A 14,555-nucleotide genomic window follows, 5' to 3' on the forward strand; every position below is an offset into this window, starting at 1 on the left:
TGCTGTCAGTTCGGGCAGGAACCGCTGGCACCAGCCCATTCAGCTCAGCGGCTGGTTCTTTCGCACACCCTTGTAGATGCCGCGGCGCACGATCCAGGGCATCAGCAGCCGGTCGATCGACCAGGCCGGGAATCGGTAGGCCGAGCCATTGGGAGCGAACACTTCCAGCCCGTCGGCCTGGATCCCGACGATCGATCCCCACCGCCGCCTCGGCGCTCGGTACTTCTTGAGCGGGCCGCCCTCCAGGGTGGCGCGGATGTTGTGCGCCAGCAGCGAATCGGCCCGGGCCCGTGCCGATGCCCGCAGCGGGTCGGTGGCCGCGACGTCGCCGATCGCGAACATGTGGTGGTGGCCGCACAGTTGCAACTCGGGAGTGACTTTCACGAAGCCCTGCTCATCAAGCAGTTCCGGTGGCAGCCACTCGGTGTTGGGCGTGACTCGTCCGATCGCCCATAGCACCGCGTCGGCCTGCGCAGCCGGCTGCCCAGTGCTCCATTGCACCGGCGCATCGGTGATCGCGTCGCCGTCGAATCCGTCGGGCAACACCGCACGATGCCCGGGATGCAGAACGACACCAAGCCCAATCAGCTTGCCCTGCAACTTTTCCCATACTCGCGGGTGATGTTCGGTCAGCGCGCGGTCCGCGGGGAAATAGAGGTCGACCTTTTTACCGGGCCAGGCGGTGGCAATGTTGGCCGCAGCACTTACCGCCGCCGCGCCACCGCCGATGATGATCACCGAGCCCGCCGCGCCCAGCCGGTCGTGGGTGGCGGTCAGATCGGCGGCGATCTCCTCGGGAGTCTGCAGGTGGGGCTGGCGCCAGAACCCATTGCGCACGCCGGTCGATACGACCAATACGTCGTAGGTTTCAGCGACCGGCGACCCGTCCGGTGCGGTGCCGAGGACGGTGCGGTTCGCCAGATCCAGGCCGGTGAGGGTGGCCTGCACGGTACGCACCCCATCCAGTGCTCGGTATTTGTCGAACGAGACCCAGTTGTCGCGGGCCCAGTCCTTCGGGCGGGCCAGCCGCACCCCCAGCTCCTGACCGCTGAGCAGCGCGGGTTTGGCCGAGATGCCGACGATATCGGCGTGGCGGCCCAGCTTGATCGCGGTGAGCAATCCGCTGTCACCGAATCCGGCGATGACGATGCGGGGTTTGCGTGGGCTCACGCCTGCACTCATACCGTGGCCTTTCGGGGTGGGCGGGGTACGAGCATCGGGACTCGGTCGATGACGGCCTGATACTGCGGACGTCGTTCCAGGCTGCGCTTCTCCATCATGGGGATACTCGCACCTAAGAACATCGCCAGCATCGCGAGCACCCCGACGAACAGCCACCAGGCCGAAGACGGGGCCGCGGCCACCCCGAACAATGCGAGTGCGAACCAGAAGCTGATCTCGCCGAAGTAATTCGGATGCCGCGACCACGACCAGACGCCGCGATCCATGACCGCGCCGGGCTTCTTATCGCGCACGAAGCGGTGCATCTGGGTGTCGGCGACCAGCTCGAGGGTCACCGCCCCGATACCCGTGGCGAACGCGACCCAACTCAGCCAGACCAGGCCCGGCCCGGGCGTGGTGACCGCGACGTAGACCGGCAGCATCCCGAGGAAGACCTGCACGGTGGGGACCAGATGGATGCCGAACAGGTCGGCGAGGAACTCCCACCTGCCGGCGCTCGCGCGCAGGAGCGGGTAGCGCCAGTCTTCGTGATGCAGACCGGGGAAGCTGTAGGCCCAGTTGCCCGTCAGGCGCACCGCCCAGTACATCACGACGATCAAGAGCAGCCAGCTGCGCAGCGAATCCAAGCCCAACGGGCCGGCGGCCCACCAGTAGATCAGCAGCAGTGGCGGGATCACGCTCCAGAAGGCGTCGTAGAAACTGGAGTTGCGGTAGGCGCGCGAGAAGACGAACACCACCAGGGTGGCGATGACATCTGCGATGAATGCGTCTAGCCACAGCCGGCCGGTCGCCGACGGACCCCAGAGCAGCCAGGCCGCACCGGCCGCGACCGCGACGACGTAGGCGACGGTGACCAGATAGAAAGAACCTGTCCGGTTCGGCGTGACTGTCATACAACCTCCTACCGCGGCCGAACTGTAACACGTTCTAGTTGCCGAGCCCGGCTGCCGCCGGGACGGTGTCCACTCTGTGCTCGGAGCGTGTCCGAGGGGCCAGGTAGACGCTCTCACCGCAGACTCGATTCCACCCTTCGGCCAAAACTTGACACCTGCCAACAACTGACAAGACGCGGTTCCTAATCGTGTCGGAATGAGCACCGTCGCTGATGCCGAGCGGGTCGAAGACCTGGCCCGGCGGGTCGTGGCTGACCACGACCCGAAGAAAGTCCCGATTCCAGAATTCCTGGGCGCCTGCTATGACGCCGGCCTGTCGTGGGTGCACTTTCCCGAGGGCTTCGGCGGCCTCGGCCTCTCACGTGGTGTGCAGGCCGTCGCCGACCGCATTCTGCAGGGCGCCGGGGGTCCGGTGCCGCTGGGCCTCAACCCGATGGGTTACGGCATGGCCGCCCCTACCGTGCGTGAGCACGCCCAGTCTGATGACCTGAAGAAGGCGTTGTTGCGGCCGCTGGCCACCACCGAGGACATCTGGTGCCAGCTGTTCTCCGAGCCCGGGGCCGGTTCCGATCTGGCCGGGCTCGCCACCACGGCGGTGCCCGACGGCGACGAGTGGGTGGTCAACGGCCAGAAGGTGTGGACCAGCCTGGCGCACCGGGCTCGTTGGGGTCTGCTGCTGGCGCGCACCGACCCTGATATCGCCAAGCACAAGGGCCTGACCTACTTCGTCCTCGATATGCACGCCCCTGGTGTGGAGACCCGCCCGCTGCGCCAGATGACCGGGCAGGCCGAGTTCAACGAGGTCTACATCACCGACGCTCGCATCCCCGACACCCACCGCCTCGGCGCGGTCGGCAACGGTTGGGGCGTCGCGATGACGACCCTTATGAACGAGCGCAGCGCCCTGGGCGCCAGCGGCAGCCGCCGCGGCAGCGGCACTATCAAGGATGCGGTGGCGCTGTGGGCTTCGCGACCCGACCTGCACACGCCTGTGCTCCGGGATCGCCTGGCGCAGTTATGGTTACGCTCGGAGGCCCAGCGGCTCACCTCGGAGCGCTCCCGCGCATCGGCGACCTCGGGCGGCCCAGGCCCGGAGGCCTCGGTCGGCAAGCTGGTCGGTGCCTTACTCAACCAGCACATCTATGAATGGTGCATGGATCTGCTAGGGCCCGAGGGGATTCTGTACGACAGCTACGCACTGGCCGATGGCGCCGGTGACGCAGGCGACTGGCGCGGCCCGATCCAGCAGCGCTACCTGCGGAGCCGCGCGAACACCATCGAGGGTGGCACCACCGAAGTGATGCGCAACATCCTCGGCGAGCGAGTGCTGGGCCTGCCCGGTGACCTGCGTGCCGATGCCGGCATGCCGTGGAAGGAGATCCCGCGTGGATGAGAAGCTTGCGGATCAGACCCTGAGAAGCGCTGGTGAATTCAGCTTCACCGAGGAGCAACAGGATCTGCGTGCAGCCGTGCGCAAGTTCTGTGCCGATAACTTCGACGAAGCCACCGTGCGCCGATTGATGGAATCGCCAACGCCGTTCGACACCAAGGTATGGAACCGGCTCGGTGCCGAGCTTGGTGTGCTCGGGCTGTCCGTGCCCGAGGCCGACGGCGGTGTCGGCGGCTCGCTCGTCGATCAGGCCGTCGCGGTGGAGCAATTCGGCACCACCCTGGCATGCGGCCCTCTGTTCGGCACCGTCTACCTGGCCATTCCCGCTCTGGTCGCCAGTCCCGACAGCGCGGCGCGTGACGAGCTGCTGGCCCAGCTGGTGGAGGGCACCCGTACCGCGGCGTTCGCCGTCGCCGACAAGGCCGGTGCGTTCGAGCCGTCTTCGGTCACCGTGACAGCAGATAACAACACGGTTTCCGGAACGGTCCAGCGAGTGGTCGATGGTGCCGCGGCTGATGAAATCCTGTTCGCAGCAACGGGTTCCGATGGTCTCGGTCTCTACGCGGTGGACGCCAAGGACACCCAGCGCACGCCACTGATGACCCTTGATCTGACCCGCCCGCAAGCCACGATCACCTTCGTTGACTCCCCCGCCCGGCGGCTGGCCGGGCCCGAGGAAGCCGAACGGGTGATCACCCACGCATTGCAAGTCGGCTCGGCACTGCTGGCTGTCGAACAGGTCGGTGCCGCACAGCATCTGCTGGATCTGTCCGTCGAGTACGCCAAGTCGCGGTTGCAGTTCGGGCGACAGATCGGCTCATTCCAGGCGATCAAGCACAAGCTGGCCGATATGCTCGTCGACCTCGAGCACGCCCGCTCCACCGCGTATCACGCGGTGTGGGCGCTGTCCGACGGCTCCGACGACCCGGCTCTGGCCGTCAGCATCGCTCAGGCCACGGCATCGGCGGCACTGAGCCACATCGCTGCGGACACCATTCAGGTGCACGGCGGTATCGGCTTCACCTGGGAACACCAGGCGCACTTGTATTTCAAGCGCTCTGCCACCGATGCCGCACTACTGGGCACCGCCGAACAACACCGGTCCCGGGTCGCCGATTTCGTCCTGGACGATGCCAGCGCCGAGGGCGGCGCACGGGTGGCCGACGGCTTGCCCGTTTGACCTACGCACGACGAAACGTTCGGTTTCCGTGGTCGCCCGGCTCGTCAGCTGCGATGGCGATTCCGCTGATGGTGATGATGGATCCAGGAGCCGGGGACAGCCGGTTGTTCTGGTGTGGGAACGCCGGACGCGGCGATGCGCTTGAACCATGTGGTGGTCGACGCGCTCGTGGTTGTCGTGATGGTCATGCTCGTGCTCGTTGTGTCCGTGCTTTCGCCGGTTTGCCGACGGTGATCTAACAATCGCGCATGACGGTGCCGCTGTCTGTCGGGTGAGTGGGCCATAGCCGGGGTGAATCCCCTGTCCACCGATCAGCGGAACCGTTCGAGGCATTCCCGCTCGTTGAAGGTCGACAGGAACGACGTAGCAGCCCTGTAGCCCTCGTCGTACAACGCGTCGATCTCCCGTTGATTGAGGTGGAAATCCAGGACGCCGACCTTCGCCGAATCCACCCGGATAGTGCGGCAACTCACCCACGGCAGGTTCAGGTAGGCCTGGTCACGCCCGACCAGGATCGTGGTGATGACGTCCTCGAGCAGACTGGGGCCACCGAAGTGCCGCAGCGGGGCCAACGCGGGGATCACCTTGTCGTTGTTCGCAGGCAAGTCGGGCAGCAGCGTCACCCCGAACGTCGGCCAGCGCGGCTTCTCGCCGTCGGGCCGGTCGAGCGAATCGATCGGATAGTTCGACAGCAGCCCGCCGTCGACGAGGGTCGACTCGCGGCCCGTCGCACTGGTGAGCTTGACCGGCCGGAAGAAAAACGGAATCGACATGGAGGCGCGCACCGCGTCGGCGACGGGCTGCTCGTCGGGGTCCAACCCATAGAGCCGGCGATAATCCCAGGGCAGCCGGACCAGCTGGCCGGTGGTGACGTCCGCGGCCGTCACGACGAGTCGGTAGCGCTGCTCCTCGGGCAGTTCGTCGTCATCGAGCCGGAGATCACCGAAGGTAGTGACGCCGAGATCGCGCAGCTGGCCGGCGATGAAATCGTGTGCGTAATCACCCTGGTAGATACCCGAGCCCTGCAGGATCGCCCAGGACGCCCCCAGTAGCGGGACCCGCTCGATCGGGCCTGGGTCGAGGAACTTGCGATAGTCGATGCTCAGCGCCAGGTCGCGGACGTCCGCCGGGGTCAATCGGTCGTTCTTGGCGGCCGCGGCCACGATCGCCCCGACAATCGAGCCCGCTGACGAGCCGGCGACCCGGTAGGCCCGGTAGCCGGCCTCCATCAGCCTGACGACGGCACCGGCCAGGCCGATGCCCTTCACCCCGCCACCAGCAAGGACCAGGTCGAGGGGCTTCGTCGCGGGGATAGGCATCGCCCCATGCTAGGAGCCGGACCTGGAAAAAACCGTCAGGCGGACAAGCGTGACGCTTCTCCGCCCGAGGTTGGGGGTCTCTGTGCGCGGCTACCCGGCGTGGTGCCACTGGTGATGGTGGTGCGCGGTCGAGCCCGGCACCGGCAAGTTGTGCTGGCCGGGGAACGCCTGGCGCTGGCCAGGGAACGCCTGGTGCTGGCCAGGCTGGCTCACGCTCGGGCCACTGTTGAACGAGCCGCTCTCGGCGAGGGCGTCGGTGGCGCAACCAAAGGCGAACAGTGCGGAGCCCGCGGCCAATGCGCTACCGGCGGCCAGTCGCTTCATCCAGGTCATGGTGGTCATGTCGGTCATATCCTCTTCGTCGTCTTCGACTTGTCTTTGTCGGCCTTCGCGTTTCGCCAGTGAGTACACGGTTTCGCATTCCGGCGCCGATGTCTGTCCGGCAGCCGGTGGATAGCCGGGTGGAATCCGGTGTCCCTCAATCGGTGGACAAGGGTCAATTCCTGCCAACCGGCGATCATCTGCTGCCAGCGGAATTACTGCGCCCCGGGATGGCGTTGGGACTGTCAGCGGCGCGGAAATCCACTCCGGCCGTTGAGGAAAAGGGAATAGACATGAAGAAGTACGCAATCACCACCGCCATCGCCGGCGCCATGACCGCGGCTGTTCTCGGCCTTGCCGCGCCCGCGCAGGCCGACCTCGGTCACAACGACTGGGTCAACAACATCGGTCCGTCGGCGACCGCGCCGCACGTTGACACAACTGTGCATGCAAGCCGCTAACCCCCAAGCGGATTCCAGCAGAGGGGCACCCGATTCGGGTGCCCCTCTTGCTTTTGCGCTCAAGCCAGGACGGCGTCGATCGCGCGATAGATGCGTTGTTCACTGACCGGCCTGGGGGTGCCCAGCTGCTGAGCCCACAGGCTGACCCGGAATTCCTCGATCTGCCAGGCGATATCGCGTACATCGGCGGCAGCGGCGCGGGTGGGCGACAGCGCCTGCAGCAACTCGGCATAGGCGTCCTCGATGGCCTGGACGCGCTGCATCCGGTCCTGGTCGGCCTGCGGGGCTTGCGCCAGCCGGTCGAGGCGGCGGTTGATCGCCATCAGATATCGGGTCAGGTCGGCCAGTCGGCCGGCACCGGTAGTGGTGACGAAGTGGCTGTCCACCAGGTTGTCCAGCTGCGCGCGGACGTCAGCCACCGCATCCGCTTGCGCCGGTACCGGCTTGTCAGGAAGCGCGAGTTCCACATCCTGCAGAGCGGCCAGTACCTTCTGCACCCGGGCCACGATATCCCGCGTGGTCGCGGGCAGGGCCGCCGCAACTCGGTCACGAAGTGCCGCGAAATCTGTTCTGGTCCAGACCGGCTGGGCTGCCAGGACATCGACGGCCGCATCGGCGCAGTCTTCGAGAAGCGCGGCCAGCGACCCGTCCGGGTTGGCTCCCAAGACCAGGCGCGTGCGTGGATCCAGAGCCTTCTCAAGCGATTTCACCGGCGAGGACACCGCCAACCGCAACAGGCGACGGGTGCCCGCCTTCATCGCCGCGTCCCGTTCGGCCGCGGTGGCGAACACCCGCACATCCACGGCGCCTCCGGAATCGACCAGGGCCGGATAGCCCCGCACACGATGCCCCCCTACGGTGCGTTCGACGTTGTCCGGCAACCGGTCCAAGTCGTCGGGCCAGGTGCGGAGCCCAGTCCTTTCCAGGTCGCTGGCCACCGCGTCGGCCACTGCCTGGCGGGCCGAGCCGGCAAGCTGGCGCTGTAGCACCTCGAGGTCCTTGCCGCGGGCCACCTCGGTGCCGTCGACCGCTTCGACGGCGAAGGTCACCCGTAGATGCGCGGGCAGCTTGTCCAGATCGAATGCGCTGATTGGTACCAGAACTCCGGTGCGCCGGTGTAATTCACGCTGCAGCGCTTCCAGCAGTGGTTCGTGGCCTGCGTTGATCTCGGCGAGCACCGCCCGCGCGGTGTCCGGTGCCGGAACGAAGTTGCGGCGCAAGTCCTTCGGCAGTGACCTGATCAGCGCGGTCACCAATTCCTCGCGCAACGCCGGCACTTGCCAGCCGAACTCGTCGCCGCCGAGGCGGGCCAGCACCCCGACCGGGATGTGCACAGTCACCCCGTCATCGGACGCACCGGGCTCAAACCGGTAGGTCAGCGGCAACGACAGGTCGCCGGCCTGCCAGTTGTCCGGCCGCTCGGCCGCATCGTCATCGACGCGCAGCAGGTCGTCTCGGGTGAAGGTCAACAACTCCGGGGTCTGGTGACGTTGTTTCTTCCACCAGCCGTCGAAGTGCCGCGCTGAGACCACGTGCTGCGGAATCCTGTTGTCGTAGAAGGCATAGATCTCGTCGTCGCCGACCAGCAGATCGCGGCGCCGGGCCCGCTCCTCGAGTTCGGCGAGCTCAGCGCGCAGCCGTGCGTTGTCGGCGAAGAAGTGATGTCGGGTCTGCCACTCCCCCTGCACCAGCGCGTGACGGACGAACAATTCCCGGGACACCGCCGGGTCGACGGTGGCGTATCCCACCCGCCGCCGCGGCACCAGCGCAAGGCCGTACAGAGTCACCCGCTCGAAGGCCATCACCGCGCCGCGCTTGGCATCCCAGTGCGGTTCACTGTAGGTGCGCTGCACGAGATGCCCGGCCACCCGTTCGAGTACCTCGGGTTCTACGCGCGCGGCGATGCGCCCGTAGAGCCGGCTGGTCTCCACCAGGTCGGCCACCACAATCCAGCGCGGCGGCCGCTTGGTCAGCACCGATCCCGGGGCAAGCACAAACCTGGAATTGCGCGCACCCGTGTAGTCGCGCGAATCCCCCTCGCGCAGGCCAATATGCGACAGAAGCCCGGCGACGACAGCGGCGTGCACCCGTGCCGGATCGGCTGGTTCGGGGTCGACGGATTCCCGGATTCCGATATCACGGGCGATACTGCGCAGCTGGCCGGTCAGGTCCTGCCATTCCCGGATACGCAGATAGTGCAGGAACTCCTCGCGGCACATCCGCCGGAAGGCGCTGCCGGATCGCGCCTTTCGTTCTTCGCCGAGGTATCGCCACAGGTTGAGGAAGGACACGAAATCCGAATGTTCGTCGGCGAACCGGGCGTGTTTCTGCCGGGCTGCCTCTTCTCGGTCGACGGGACGTTCCCTGGGGTCGGGGATCGACAGCGCCGCAGCGAGCACCAGAACCTCACGCACGCAGCCCTCGGTGTCGGCCTGAAGGATCATCCGGGCCAGGCGGGGATCGACCGGCAATTGCGCCAGCCGGCGGCCGATATCGGTGATCGCGCCAGCGGAATCGAAGGCACCCAACTCCTGCAGCAGCGCAACGCCGTCGCGGATGCTGCGCTGCTCAGGCGGGTCGAGAAAAGGGAAGCGTTCGATCTCCCCGAGCTGCAGTGCGGCCATCTGCAGGATCACCGCGGCCAGGTTGGTGCGCAGGATCTCGGGGTCGGTGTACCGCGGGCGTGCGGCGAAATCCTCTTCGGAGTACAGCCGGATGCAGACCCCGGGTGCGGTGCGCCCCGAGCGACCGGCCCGCTGCGCGGCCGACGCCTGTGAGATGGGTTCGATCGGCAGCCGCTGCACCTTGGTGCGCCGGCTGTACCTCGAGATCCGGGCCGCACCCGGGTCAACCACATACCGCACCCCCGGCACGGTCAGCGACGTCTCGGCCACGTTGGTGGCCAACACAATTCGCCGCAACGCGCGCGACGGCTGGAATACCTTCTGCTGCTCGGCGGTGGGCAGCCGCGCGTACAGCGGGAGCACCTCGGTGTTCTTCAGATCACGTAGCGCCTCGGCCGTGTCCCGGATTTCCCGCTCTCCCGATAGGAAGACCAGAACGTCACCGGGCGGTTCGGACTCCAATTCGCGCACCGCGTCGACGATCGCCTCGGTCTGGTCGCGAATCTCGGTGCGCACGATCTCGTGGTCAGGGTCGTCGGGATCATCCGAATCTTCGCACACCACAGGAACTTCCAGCGGGCGATACCTGATCTCGACCGGGTAGGTACGCCCGGACACTTCGACGATCGGCGCCCCGAAGAAGTGCTCGGCGAACCGCTGTGGCTCGATGGTCGCCGAGGTGACGATCACCTTGAGATCCGGCCGCCGCGGCAACAACTCGCGCAGGTAGCCGAGCAGGAAGTCGATGTTGAGGCTGCGCTCGTGCGCCTCGTCGAGGATCAGTGTGTCGTAGCGCAGCAGCCGCCGGTCACGCCGGATCTCGGCGAGCAGGATGCCGTCGGTCATCAGCTTCACCAAGGTGCGATCACTCGCCTGGTCGGTGAAGCGCACCGTGTAGCCGATCGTGTCGCCCAACGGGCTGCCGAGTTCGTCGGCGATGCGCTGGGCCACCGTGCGTGCCGCCAGCCGACGGGGCTGGGTGTGGCCGATGGTCCCGCGCACTCCGCGGCCCAGCTCCAGGCAGATCTTGGGCAGCTGGGTGGTCTTACCCGAGCCGGTTTCGCCGGCGATGACGACGACCTGGTTTTCGGTGATGGCAGTGGCGATCTCGGCGCGCCGGTCGCTGACCGGAAGGTCCGGGTAGGTGATTGTCGGGACGGCGGCGGTGCGGGTGGCGATCAGCGCCTCGGCGGCGGTGAATTGCTTCGAGATCTGCCGCAGCGTCTCGGCCGAGACGTCCCCGCGTAGAGATTTGAGCCGCCGGCCCAGCGCGGTGGCGTCGCGCAGGGTTAGTCCGTCGAGGCGGGCGCGCAGCGCGCGCACCTGTTCGGCGGAGGAATCGGACACTCGCGCCACCCTAGGCGGCGAAGCCGCCCAGTCGCCACACAGCGCGGCACAGCCATCTGGCGGCCACACGGTGCGTAGGCTCGACCGTGATGACCATTTGGATCGTCGTCGGTGTGCTGCTGGTGGGGCTCGGTATCGTGGCCAGCCAGCTCGTTCGGCTCAAGGATTGGCTGAACAAGCCGCCACCGCCCAGCGAGCATCCCGACGAACCCGACACGTGACCGTCCTGCCCGCCGGGGTGCGGGCGATGGCCGGCCGCGGGCCACAGTGGGCGACGTGGATTGATGCCCTGCCCAGGCTGACCCGTGACGTCATCGCGCAGTGGCGGCTCCGGCCCGACGGCCCCGCCACCCATGGCTACTGCTCACTGGTGCTGCCCGTGTGGACACCCGACGGCGCCGCGGCCATGCTCAAGGTCGCCTTCCCCAACGACGAATCCGAGCACGAGCACCTGGCACTGCGGCGTTGGGGTGGCGACGGTACGGTGCGGCTGCTGAGCGCCGATCCGCACCGCCGGGCACTCGTGCTGGAACGGCTCGGCGACACGGACCTGACCGCAGTCCCCGACCTCGAGGCCTGCCGGATCGTCGCCGGGCTGTACCGGCAGCTACACGTGCGCGCCATGCCGCAGTTACGACCGCTGACCTACTACCTCGACCGCTGGACCGCCCAGCTGGCCGAGTTACCGCGCAGCGCACCGATCCCGCGCCGGTTGGTCGAACAGGCGCTGAGCCAGTGTGCCGACCTGACGGCAGATCCCGCTGCCGAGGCACGCGTGATCCATTGCGATCTGCACTACGAGAACGTGCTTGCGGCCCGCCGCCAACCCTGGCTGGTCATCGACCCTAAACCTGTCAACGGCGACCCGCACTACGAGATCGCGCCGATGTTGTGGAACCGCTTCGACGAACTGGCGGGCGACGTCCGAGACGGCATTCGCCGGCGTTTCTACACACTCGTCGACGCCGCCGACTTCGATGAGGACCGGGCGCGGGCCTGGGTGGTGATCCGCATGGTGTTCAACGCGATGTGGGCGGTTCAAGAAGCCGAGCGCAACTGGCTCACCACCTGTATCGCGGTCGCCAAAGCTGTTCAGGATTAACCACTATCGCGGCGGGGAATCAGCTGGTCAAGGGGTGGACTGCGCTGCTCGAGCCGCACATACGCTAGCTCAGCTAGCTGAGAGCGGGATCGCGAGCTGACTGCGGATCAGCGGGGCGATCTTCTCGGCCATATAGGCGTGGCCCGCATCGGTGGGATGGACGCCGTCCGGTCCGATCAGGTCCGGGCGTCCGACAAACCATCGCTCGGCGAGCGGATCGACGAACACCGCGCCCGCGGCTTCGGCCTGGGCGCGCAGTGAGTCCCGAAGGGCCAGTACCTCGCCCGGCGGGTCGGCTGTCGGCCAGGGCGGTCCGATCACCAGGAACTTGGCCTGGGGCGCCGCCCGGCGGGCGATTCCGAAGGTGTCGTGGACGAGTCCGGGGTACTGCTGCATGTCGACGGGCTGGTCATTGCGGGATCCGAAGAACACCACCAGGACGTCGTCACGGTCGACGGCTCGGGTGGTGAGATCCTCGAACAAACTCCCCTGGTTGCCGCGGATTCCGTAGCCGGCACCGCCTTCGGCGGCGACATCGGCGTCGATCCTGGCCCCCTGGCTGGCCAGCAGCAGCCAGGCCCGCGAGGTCCACGATTGCGGCCCCTGCCCGCCCTCGTCGGTACCGGTTGTGTAGGAGTCGCCGATCACCGCTATCCGGCTGAACTGCGAGCCACGGTTGGCCAATGCGTAGCCCACCGATGGTTGGGAATAGCCGAAGATCGCGGCCAACACCACGACGGCCGACATACCCGCTGTGGAGACACGCACAGGTCGCTGCATGCCCGTCAATGACACCTCACTGGATTCGCGCCCGACCCCAGGCAGACTACAGGGACGGAAGGCGTTGGCGCACACCAAGGCTGGGTCCGGCAAGCTATCCGGCGCGGGCCGACGACCGCGGCGGACGGGCGTCGCGGGCCTGGTCGATGGAGGCCAGCCGGTTGCTTTCCGCCGCCGGTGGGCCGGTGTGCACATCGTGCTGCACGTCACGGAAATCGACCATCCTGCGCATCCAGCGCCGTGCCGGTTCCTCAACCGCGTGGAACAGCAGCATCGCACAAGCAACCGCGGCGGCGATCAGAGACACGACGACGAGCTTCTGCACCGATGCGGGGAGGTCGATCTGGTACTCCTGGACGGCCCAATTCCACGAGGTGTGCACTATCTCGTGGACCATATACAGGCTGAACGAAATCTGGCCGCCATAGACCAGGAGGCGGGTCGAGAGCAGGGCCGGCAGGCTGCCGATACCGATCGACAGGGTGACCACCAGCGGCATAAAGAGCAGAGCGACCACCCCGCCGGGGTCGACCATGCCGGCGACCGGGTTAGCGTCGTAGTAGTAGAGGATGCCGACGATCGCGGCGGTCAGCAGTGTCGCGGCGAAGCCGGCGGCGTACTGCGCGCGTTTGCCGAGGTGGAGGCGGCGCACCGCAGCGCACGCCAGCACACCGGCCAGGAACTGGGCCACGATGCGCGGCAGCCAGCTCCACGGCGTGTAGAGGTGGCCACTGGCCAAGAGCAGCACCGTCGGCGGCAGCGCAGCGGCGAAGGCGAGCAACATCAGCGTGCGTGCCCGGGTCACCCGCGACATTCGGAAGACCACCAGAATGATCCCGCCGAACAACAGGTAGGCCAGCCATTCCGCGCTGATCGACCAGGCCGGCCCGTCCCAGCTGGTGCCGTCGAAGAACGGTTCGTACCAGAGCTGCACCATGAAGAGCTGGCGCGCATAGCTGATGGCGTCGAGCTTCTCGACGTCCGGGGACGGCACCGTGCCGACGTGCAGCGTGAAGATGATCCACGCGGCCGCGATGTGCATGGTCACCAGGTACACCGGCCAGACCCGGGACAGCCGCAGCCACAGGAAATGCAGGGTGGCCCGGCCGGACCACTGGGATCCCATCCGGTCGAGGTAGTTCCACGCCAGGACGAAGCCGCTCAGGATGAAGAACAGGTCCACACCCTGGGCTCCCGCGTCGAACAGTGGCGCGAGGTCGTCCTTGAGGCGCGGGGAGGCTTCCCAGATCAGGGGGCGGAAATGAAAGAGCACCACCCACATGGCGGCGACGATGCGAAGACCGGTCAGAGCTCTGATTTCTCCGGTTCGCACGTTTCCCATTTCCGATTCTGTGCCTGCTTGTCCACGTCACCGCGACGCCATCTCGTCAGGCGGGCCGGACCCCGTCAGACCGGGATTTCCGCGCCGGTGACCGTTGGCAGCGTATCAGCGCGATGCCCGCCGGCCCGGACTAGCGACGCTGTCGGACTCCTGTCCGCCCCGATCTGGGGACCGTTTGCCGGAGGGTGATCGTGGCCTTGCTCGCCATCATCACGAAATGGCGCGTCGCAATCGCCGAGGGTATCGACCGGCTTCGTGGTCCAACGGGGTCCTAGCCGCCGTTCTGGGCCAGCGCCCAGCAGGTGACCGAGTGCCACAGGTTGCACGGGATCCCGTTCATCGCGGGGATCTGGTTGGGCTGCAAGTTCGTCGTCACATCCGACGGGCCGATCGCCTGGGGGATCTGCCGACCGCCCGACTGGCCAGCGACACACACTCCGGGGAATCGGCTGGGGACCGTTCCACTGGGGCAGTCTGCGGCCGCGGGGGCCGCACAAGCCACCGAGCCCGACACCAACGCTGCCGCAGATGCCGCGATGAAGATCCGTCGACGTTTCACGATCACGCGCTTTCCGCCGTAGTGAGTCCCCGCCACCTAACCACGTTATCGGCGG

The 14,555-nt window shown here is 67.1% G+C and carries 13 protein-coding genes; 5 read left to right on the top strand and 8 right to left on the bottom strand.

Annotated elements, in window-relative coordinates:
• Window positions 1-39: 39 nt before the first annotated feature.
• Both G6N13_RS07065 and G6N13_RS07070 read right to left on the bottom strand, forming a co-directional pair.
• Window positions 40-1,182 (bottom strand): FAD-dependent oxidoreductase, encoded by a 1,143-nt coding sequence (locus G6N13_RS07065; protein WP_163695680.1) that lies wholly within the window; start codon window positions 1,180-1,182, stop codon window positions 40-42.
• Window positions 1,179-2,075, bottom strand: a complete 897-nt coding sequence (locus tag G6N13_RS07070) for a DUF1295 domain-containing protein (protein ID WP_163695683.1) — start codon at window positions 2,073-2,075, stop codon at window positions 1,179-1,181. Before G6N13_RS07070 ends, G6N13_RS07065 begins: the two co-directional genes overlap by 4 nt.
• A gap of 196 nt (window positions 2,076-2,271) precedes the next feature.
• Here G6N13_RS07070 and G6N13_RS07075 point away from each other — a divergent pair, with 196 nt between their 5' ends.
• A complete protein-coding gene (locus G6N13_RS07075) occupies window positions 2,272-3,468 on the top strand; it encodes an acyl-CoA dehydrogenase family protein (protein WP_163695686.1) in 1,197 nt (398 codons plus the stop codon).
• Complete coding sequence (locus tag G6N13_RS07080) at window positions 3,431-4,645, top strand: acyl-CoA dehydrogenase family protein (protein ID WP_407663880.1); 1,215 nt, start codon at window positions 3,431-3,433, stop codon at window positions 4,643-4,645. Before G6N13_RS07075 ends, G6N13_RS07080 begins: the two co-directional genes overlap by 38 nt.
• 311 nt (window positions 4,646-4,956) lie before the next feature.
• Here G6N13_RS07080 and G6N13_RS07085 read toward each other — a convergent pair whose 3' ends face one another.
• A complete protein-coding gene (locus tag G6N13_RS07085; protein ID WP_163695688.1) occupies window positions 4,957-5,964 on the bottom strand; it encodes a patatin-like phospholipase family protein in 1,008 nt (335 codons plus the stop codon).
• 90 nt (window positions 5,965-6,054) lie between these two features.
• Window positions 6,055-6,315, bottom strand: coding sequence for a hypothetical protein (locus G6N13_RS07090; RefSeq protein WP_322789308.1), 261 nt, complete (start codon window positions 6,313-6,315; stop codon window positions 6,055-6,057).
• Window positions 6,316-6,395: 80 nt separating this feature from the next.
• On the opposite strand from G6N13_RS07090, the gene G6N13_RS07095 reads away from it, so the two are divergent.
• Complete coding sequence (locus G6N13_RS07095; protein ID WP_163694278.1) at window positions 6,396-6,746, top strand: hypothetical protein; 351 nt, start codon at window positions 6,396-6,398, stop codon at window positions 6,744-6,746.
• Window positions 6,747-6,805: 59 nt separating this feature from the next.
• Here G6N13_RS07095 and hrpA read toward each other — a convergent pair whose 3' ends face one another.
• Complete coding sequence (gene hrpA, locus G6N13_RS07100; RefSeq protein WP_163695691.1) at window positions 6,806-10,726, bottom strand: ATP-dependent RNA helicase HrpA; 3,921 nt, start codon at window positions 10,724-10,726, stop codon at window positions 6,806-6,808.
• A gap of 80 nt (window positions 10,727-10,806) precedes the next feature.
• Here hrpA and G6N13_RS25645 point away from each other — a divergent pair, with 80 nt between their 5' ends.
• Both G6N13_RS25645 and G6N13_RS07105 read left to right on the top strand, forming a co-directional pair.
• Window positions 10,807-10,938 carry a hypothetical protein gene (locus tag G6N13_RS25645; RefSeq protein ID WP_268949088.1) on the top strand — a complete coding sequence of 44 codons (132 nt, stop codon included), beginning with the start codon at window positions 10,807-10,809 and terminating at the stop codon, window positions 10,936-10,938.
• Window positions 10,935-11,819: an aminoglycoside phosphotransferase family protein gene (locus tag G6N13_RS07105; RefSeq protein WP_163695694.1), complete on the top strand. Its 885-nt coding sequence runs from the start codon at window positions 10,935-10,937 to the stop codon at window positions 11,817-11,819. The genes G6N13_RS25645 and G6N13_RS07105 overlap by 4 nt, the downstream gene beginning before the upstream one ends.
• A 69-nt stretch (window positions 11,820-11,888) precedes the next feature.
• Here the strand turns inward: G6N13_RS07105 and G6N13_RS07110 are convergent, their stop codons facing one another.
• From G6N13_RS07110 to G6N13_RS07120, 3 genes are all read right to left on the bottom strand, one after another.
• Entirely contained in the window at window positions 11,889-12,566 is a 678-nt protein-coding gene (locus G6N13_RS07110) for an Rv0518 family GDSL lipase (protein WP_163701824.1), read from the bottom strand.
• Between the two features lie 127 nt (window positions 12,567-12,693).
• Complete coding sequence (locus G6N13_RS07115; RefSeq protein ID WP_163695697.1) at window positions 12,694-13,941, bottom strand: acyltransferase family protein; 1,248 nt, start codon at window positions 13,939-13,941, stop codon at window positions 12,694-12,696.
• Window positions 13,942-14,212: 271 nt separating this feature from the next.
• Window positions 14,213-14,536, bottom strand: a complete 324-nt coding sequence (locus tag G6N13_RS07120) for a hypothetical protein (protein WP_163695700.1) — start codon at window positions 14,534-14,536, stop codon at window positions 14,213-14,215.
• Window positions 14,537-14,555 lie beyond the last annotated feature (19 nt).

Source organism: Mycolicibacterium sarraceniae (genome assembly GCF_010731875.1).
Taxonomy (GTDB): Bacteria; Actinomycetota; Actinomycetes; order Mycobacteriales; family Mycobacteriaceae; genus Mycobacterium; species Mycobacterium sarraceniae.

Bases quoted from the DNA above. Each gene is read 5' to 3' on its own strand.
- G6N13_RS07085 (WP_163695688.1), bottom strand. From the start codon at position 5,964: ATGCCTATCCCCGCGACGAAGCCCCTCGACCTGGTCCTTGCTGGTGGC.
- G6N13_RS07065 (WP_163695680.1), bottom strand. From the start codon at position 1,182: ATGAGTGCAGGCGTGAGCCCACGCAAACCCCGCATCGTCATCGCCGGA.
- G6N13_RS07075 (WP_163695686.1), top strand. From the start codon at position 2,272: ATGAGCACCGTCGCTGATGCCGAGCGGGTCGAAGACCTGGCCCGGCGG.
- G6N13_RS07080 (WP_407663880.1), top strand. From the start codon at position 3,431: ATGCCGGCATGCCGTGGAAGGAGATCCCGCGTGGATGAGAAGCTTGCG.
- G6N13_RS07090 (WP_322789308.1), bottom strand. From the start codon at position 6,315: ATGACCGACATGACCACCATGACCTGGATGAAGCGACTGGCCGCCGGT.
- G6N13_RS07070 (WP_163695683.1), bottom strand. From the start codon at position 2,075: ATGACAGTCACGCCGAACCGGACAGGTTCTTTCTATCTGGTCACCGTC.
- G6N13_RS07095 (WP_163694278.1), top strand. From the start codon at position 6,396: ATGTCTGTCCGGCAGCCGGTGGATAGCCGGGTGGAATCCGGTGTCCCT.
- G6N13_RS07110 (WP_163701824.1), bottom strand. From the start codon at position 12,566: ATGTCGGCCGTCGTGGTGTTGGCCGCGATCTTCGGCTATTCCCAACCA.
- G6N13_RS07115 (WP_163695697.1), bottom strand. From the start codon at position 13,941: ATGGGAAACGTGCGAACCGGAGAAATCAGAGCTCTGACCGGTCTTCGC.
- G6N13_RS25645 (WP_268949088.1), top strand. From the start codon at position 10,807: ATGACCATTTGGATCGTCGTCGGTGTGCTGCTGGTGGGGCTCGGTATC.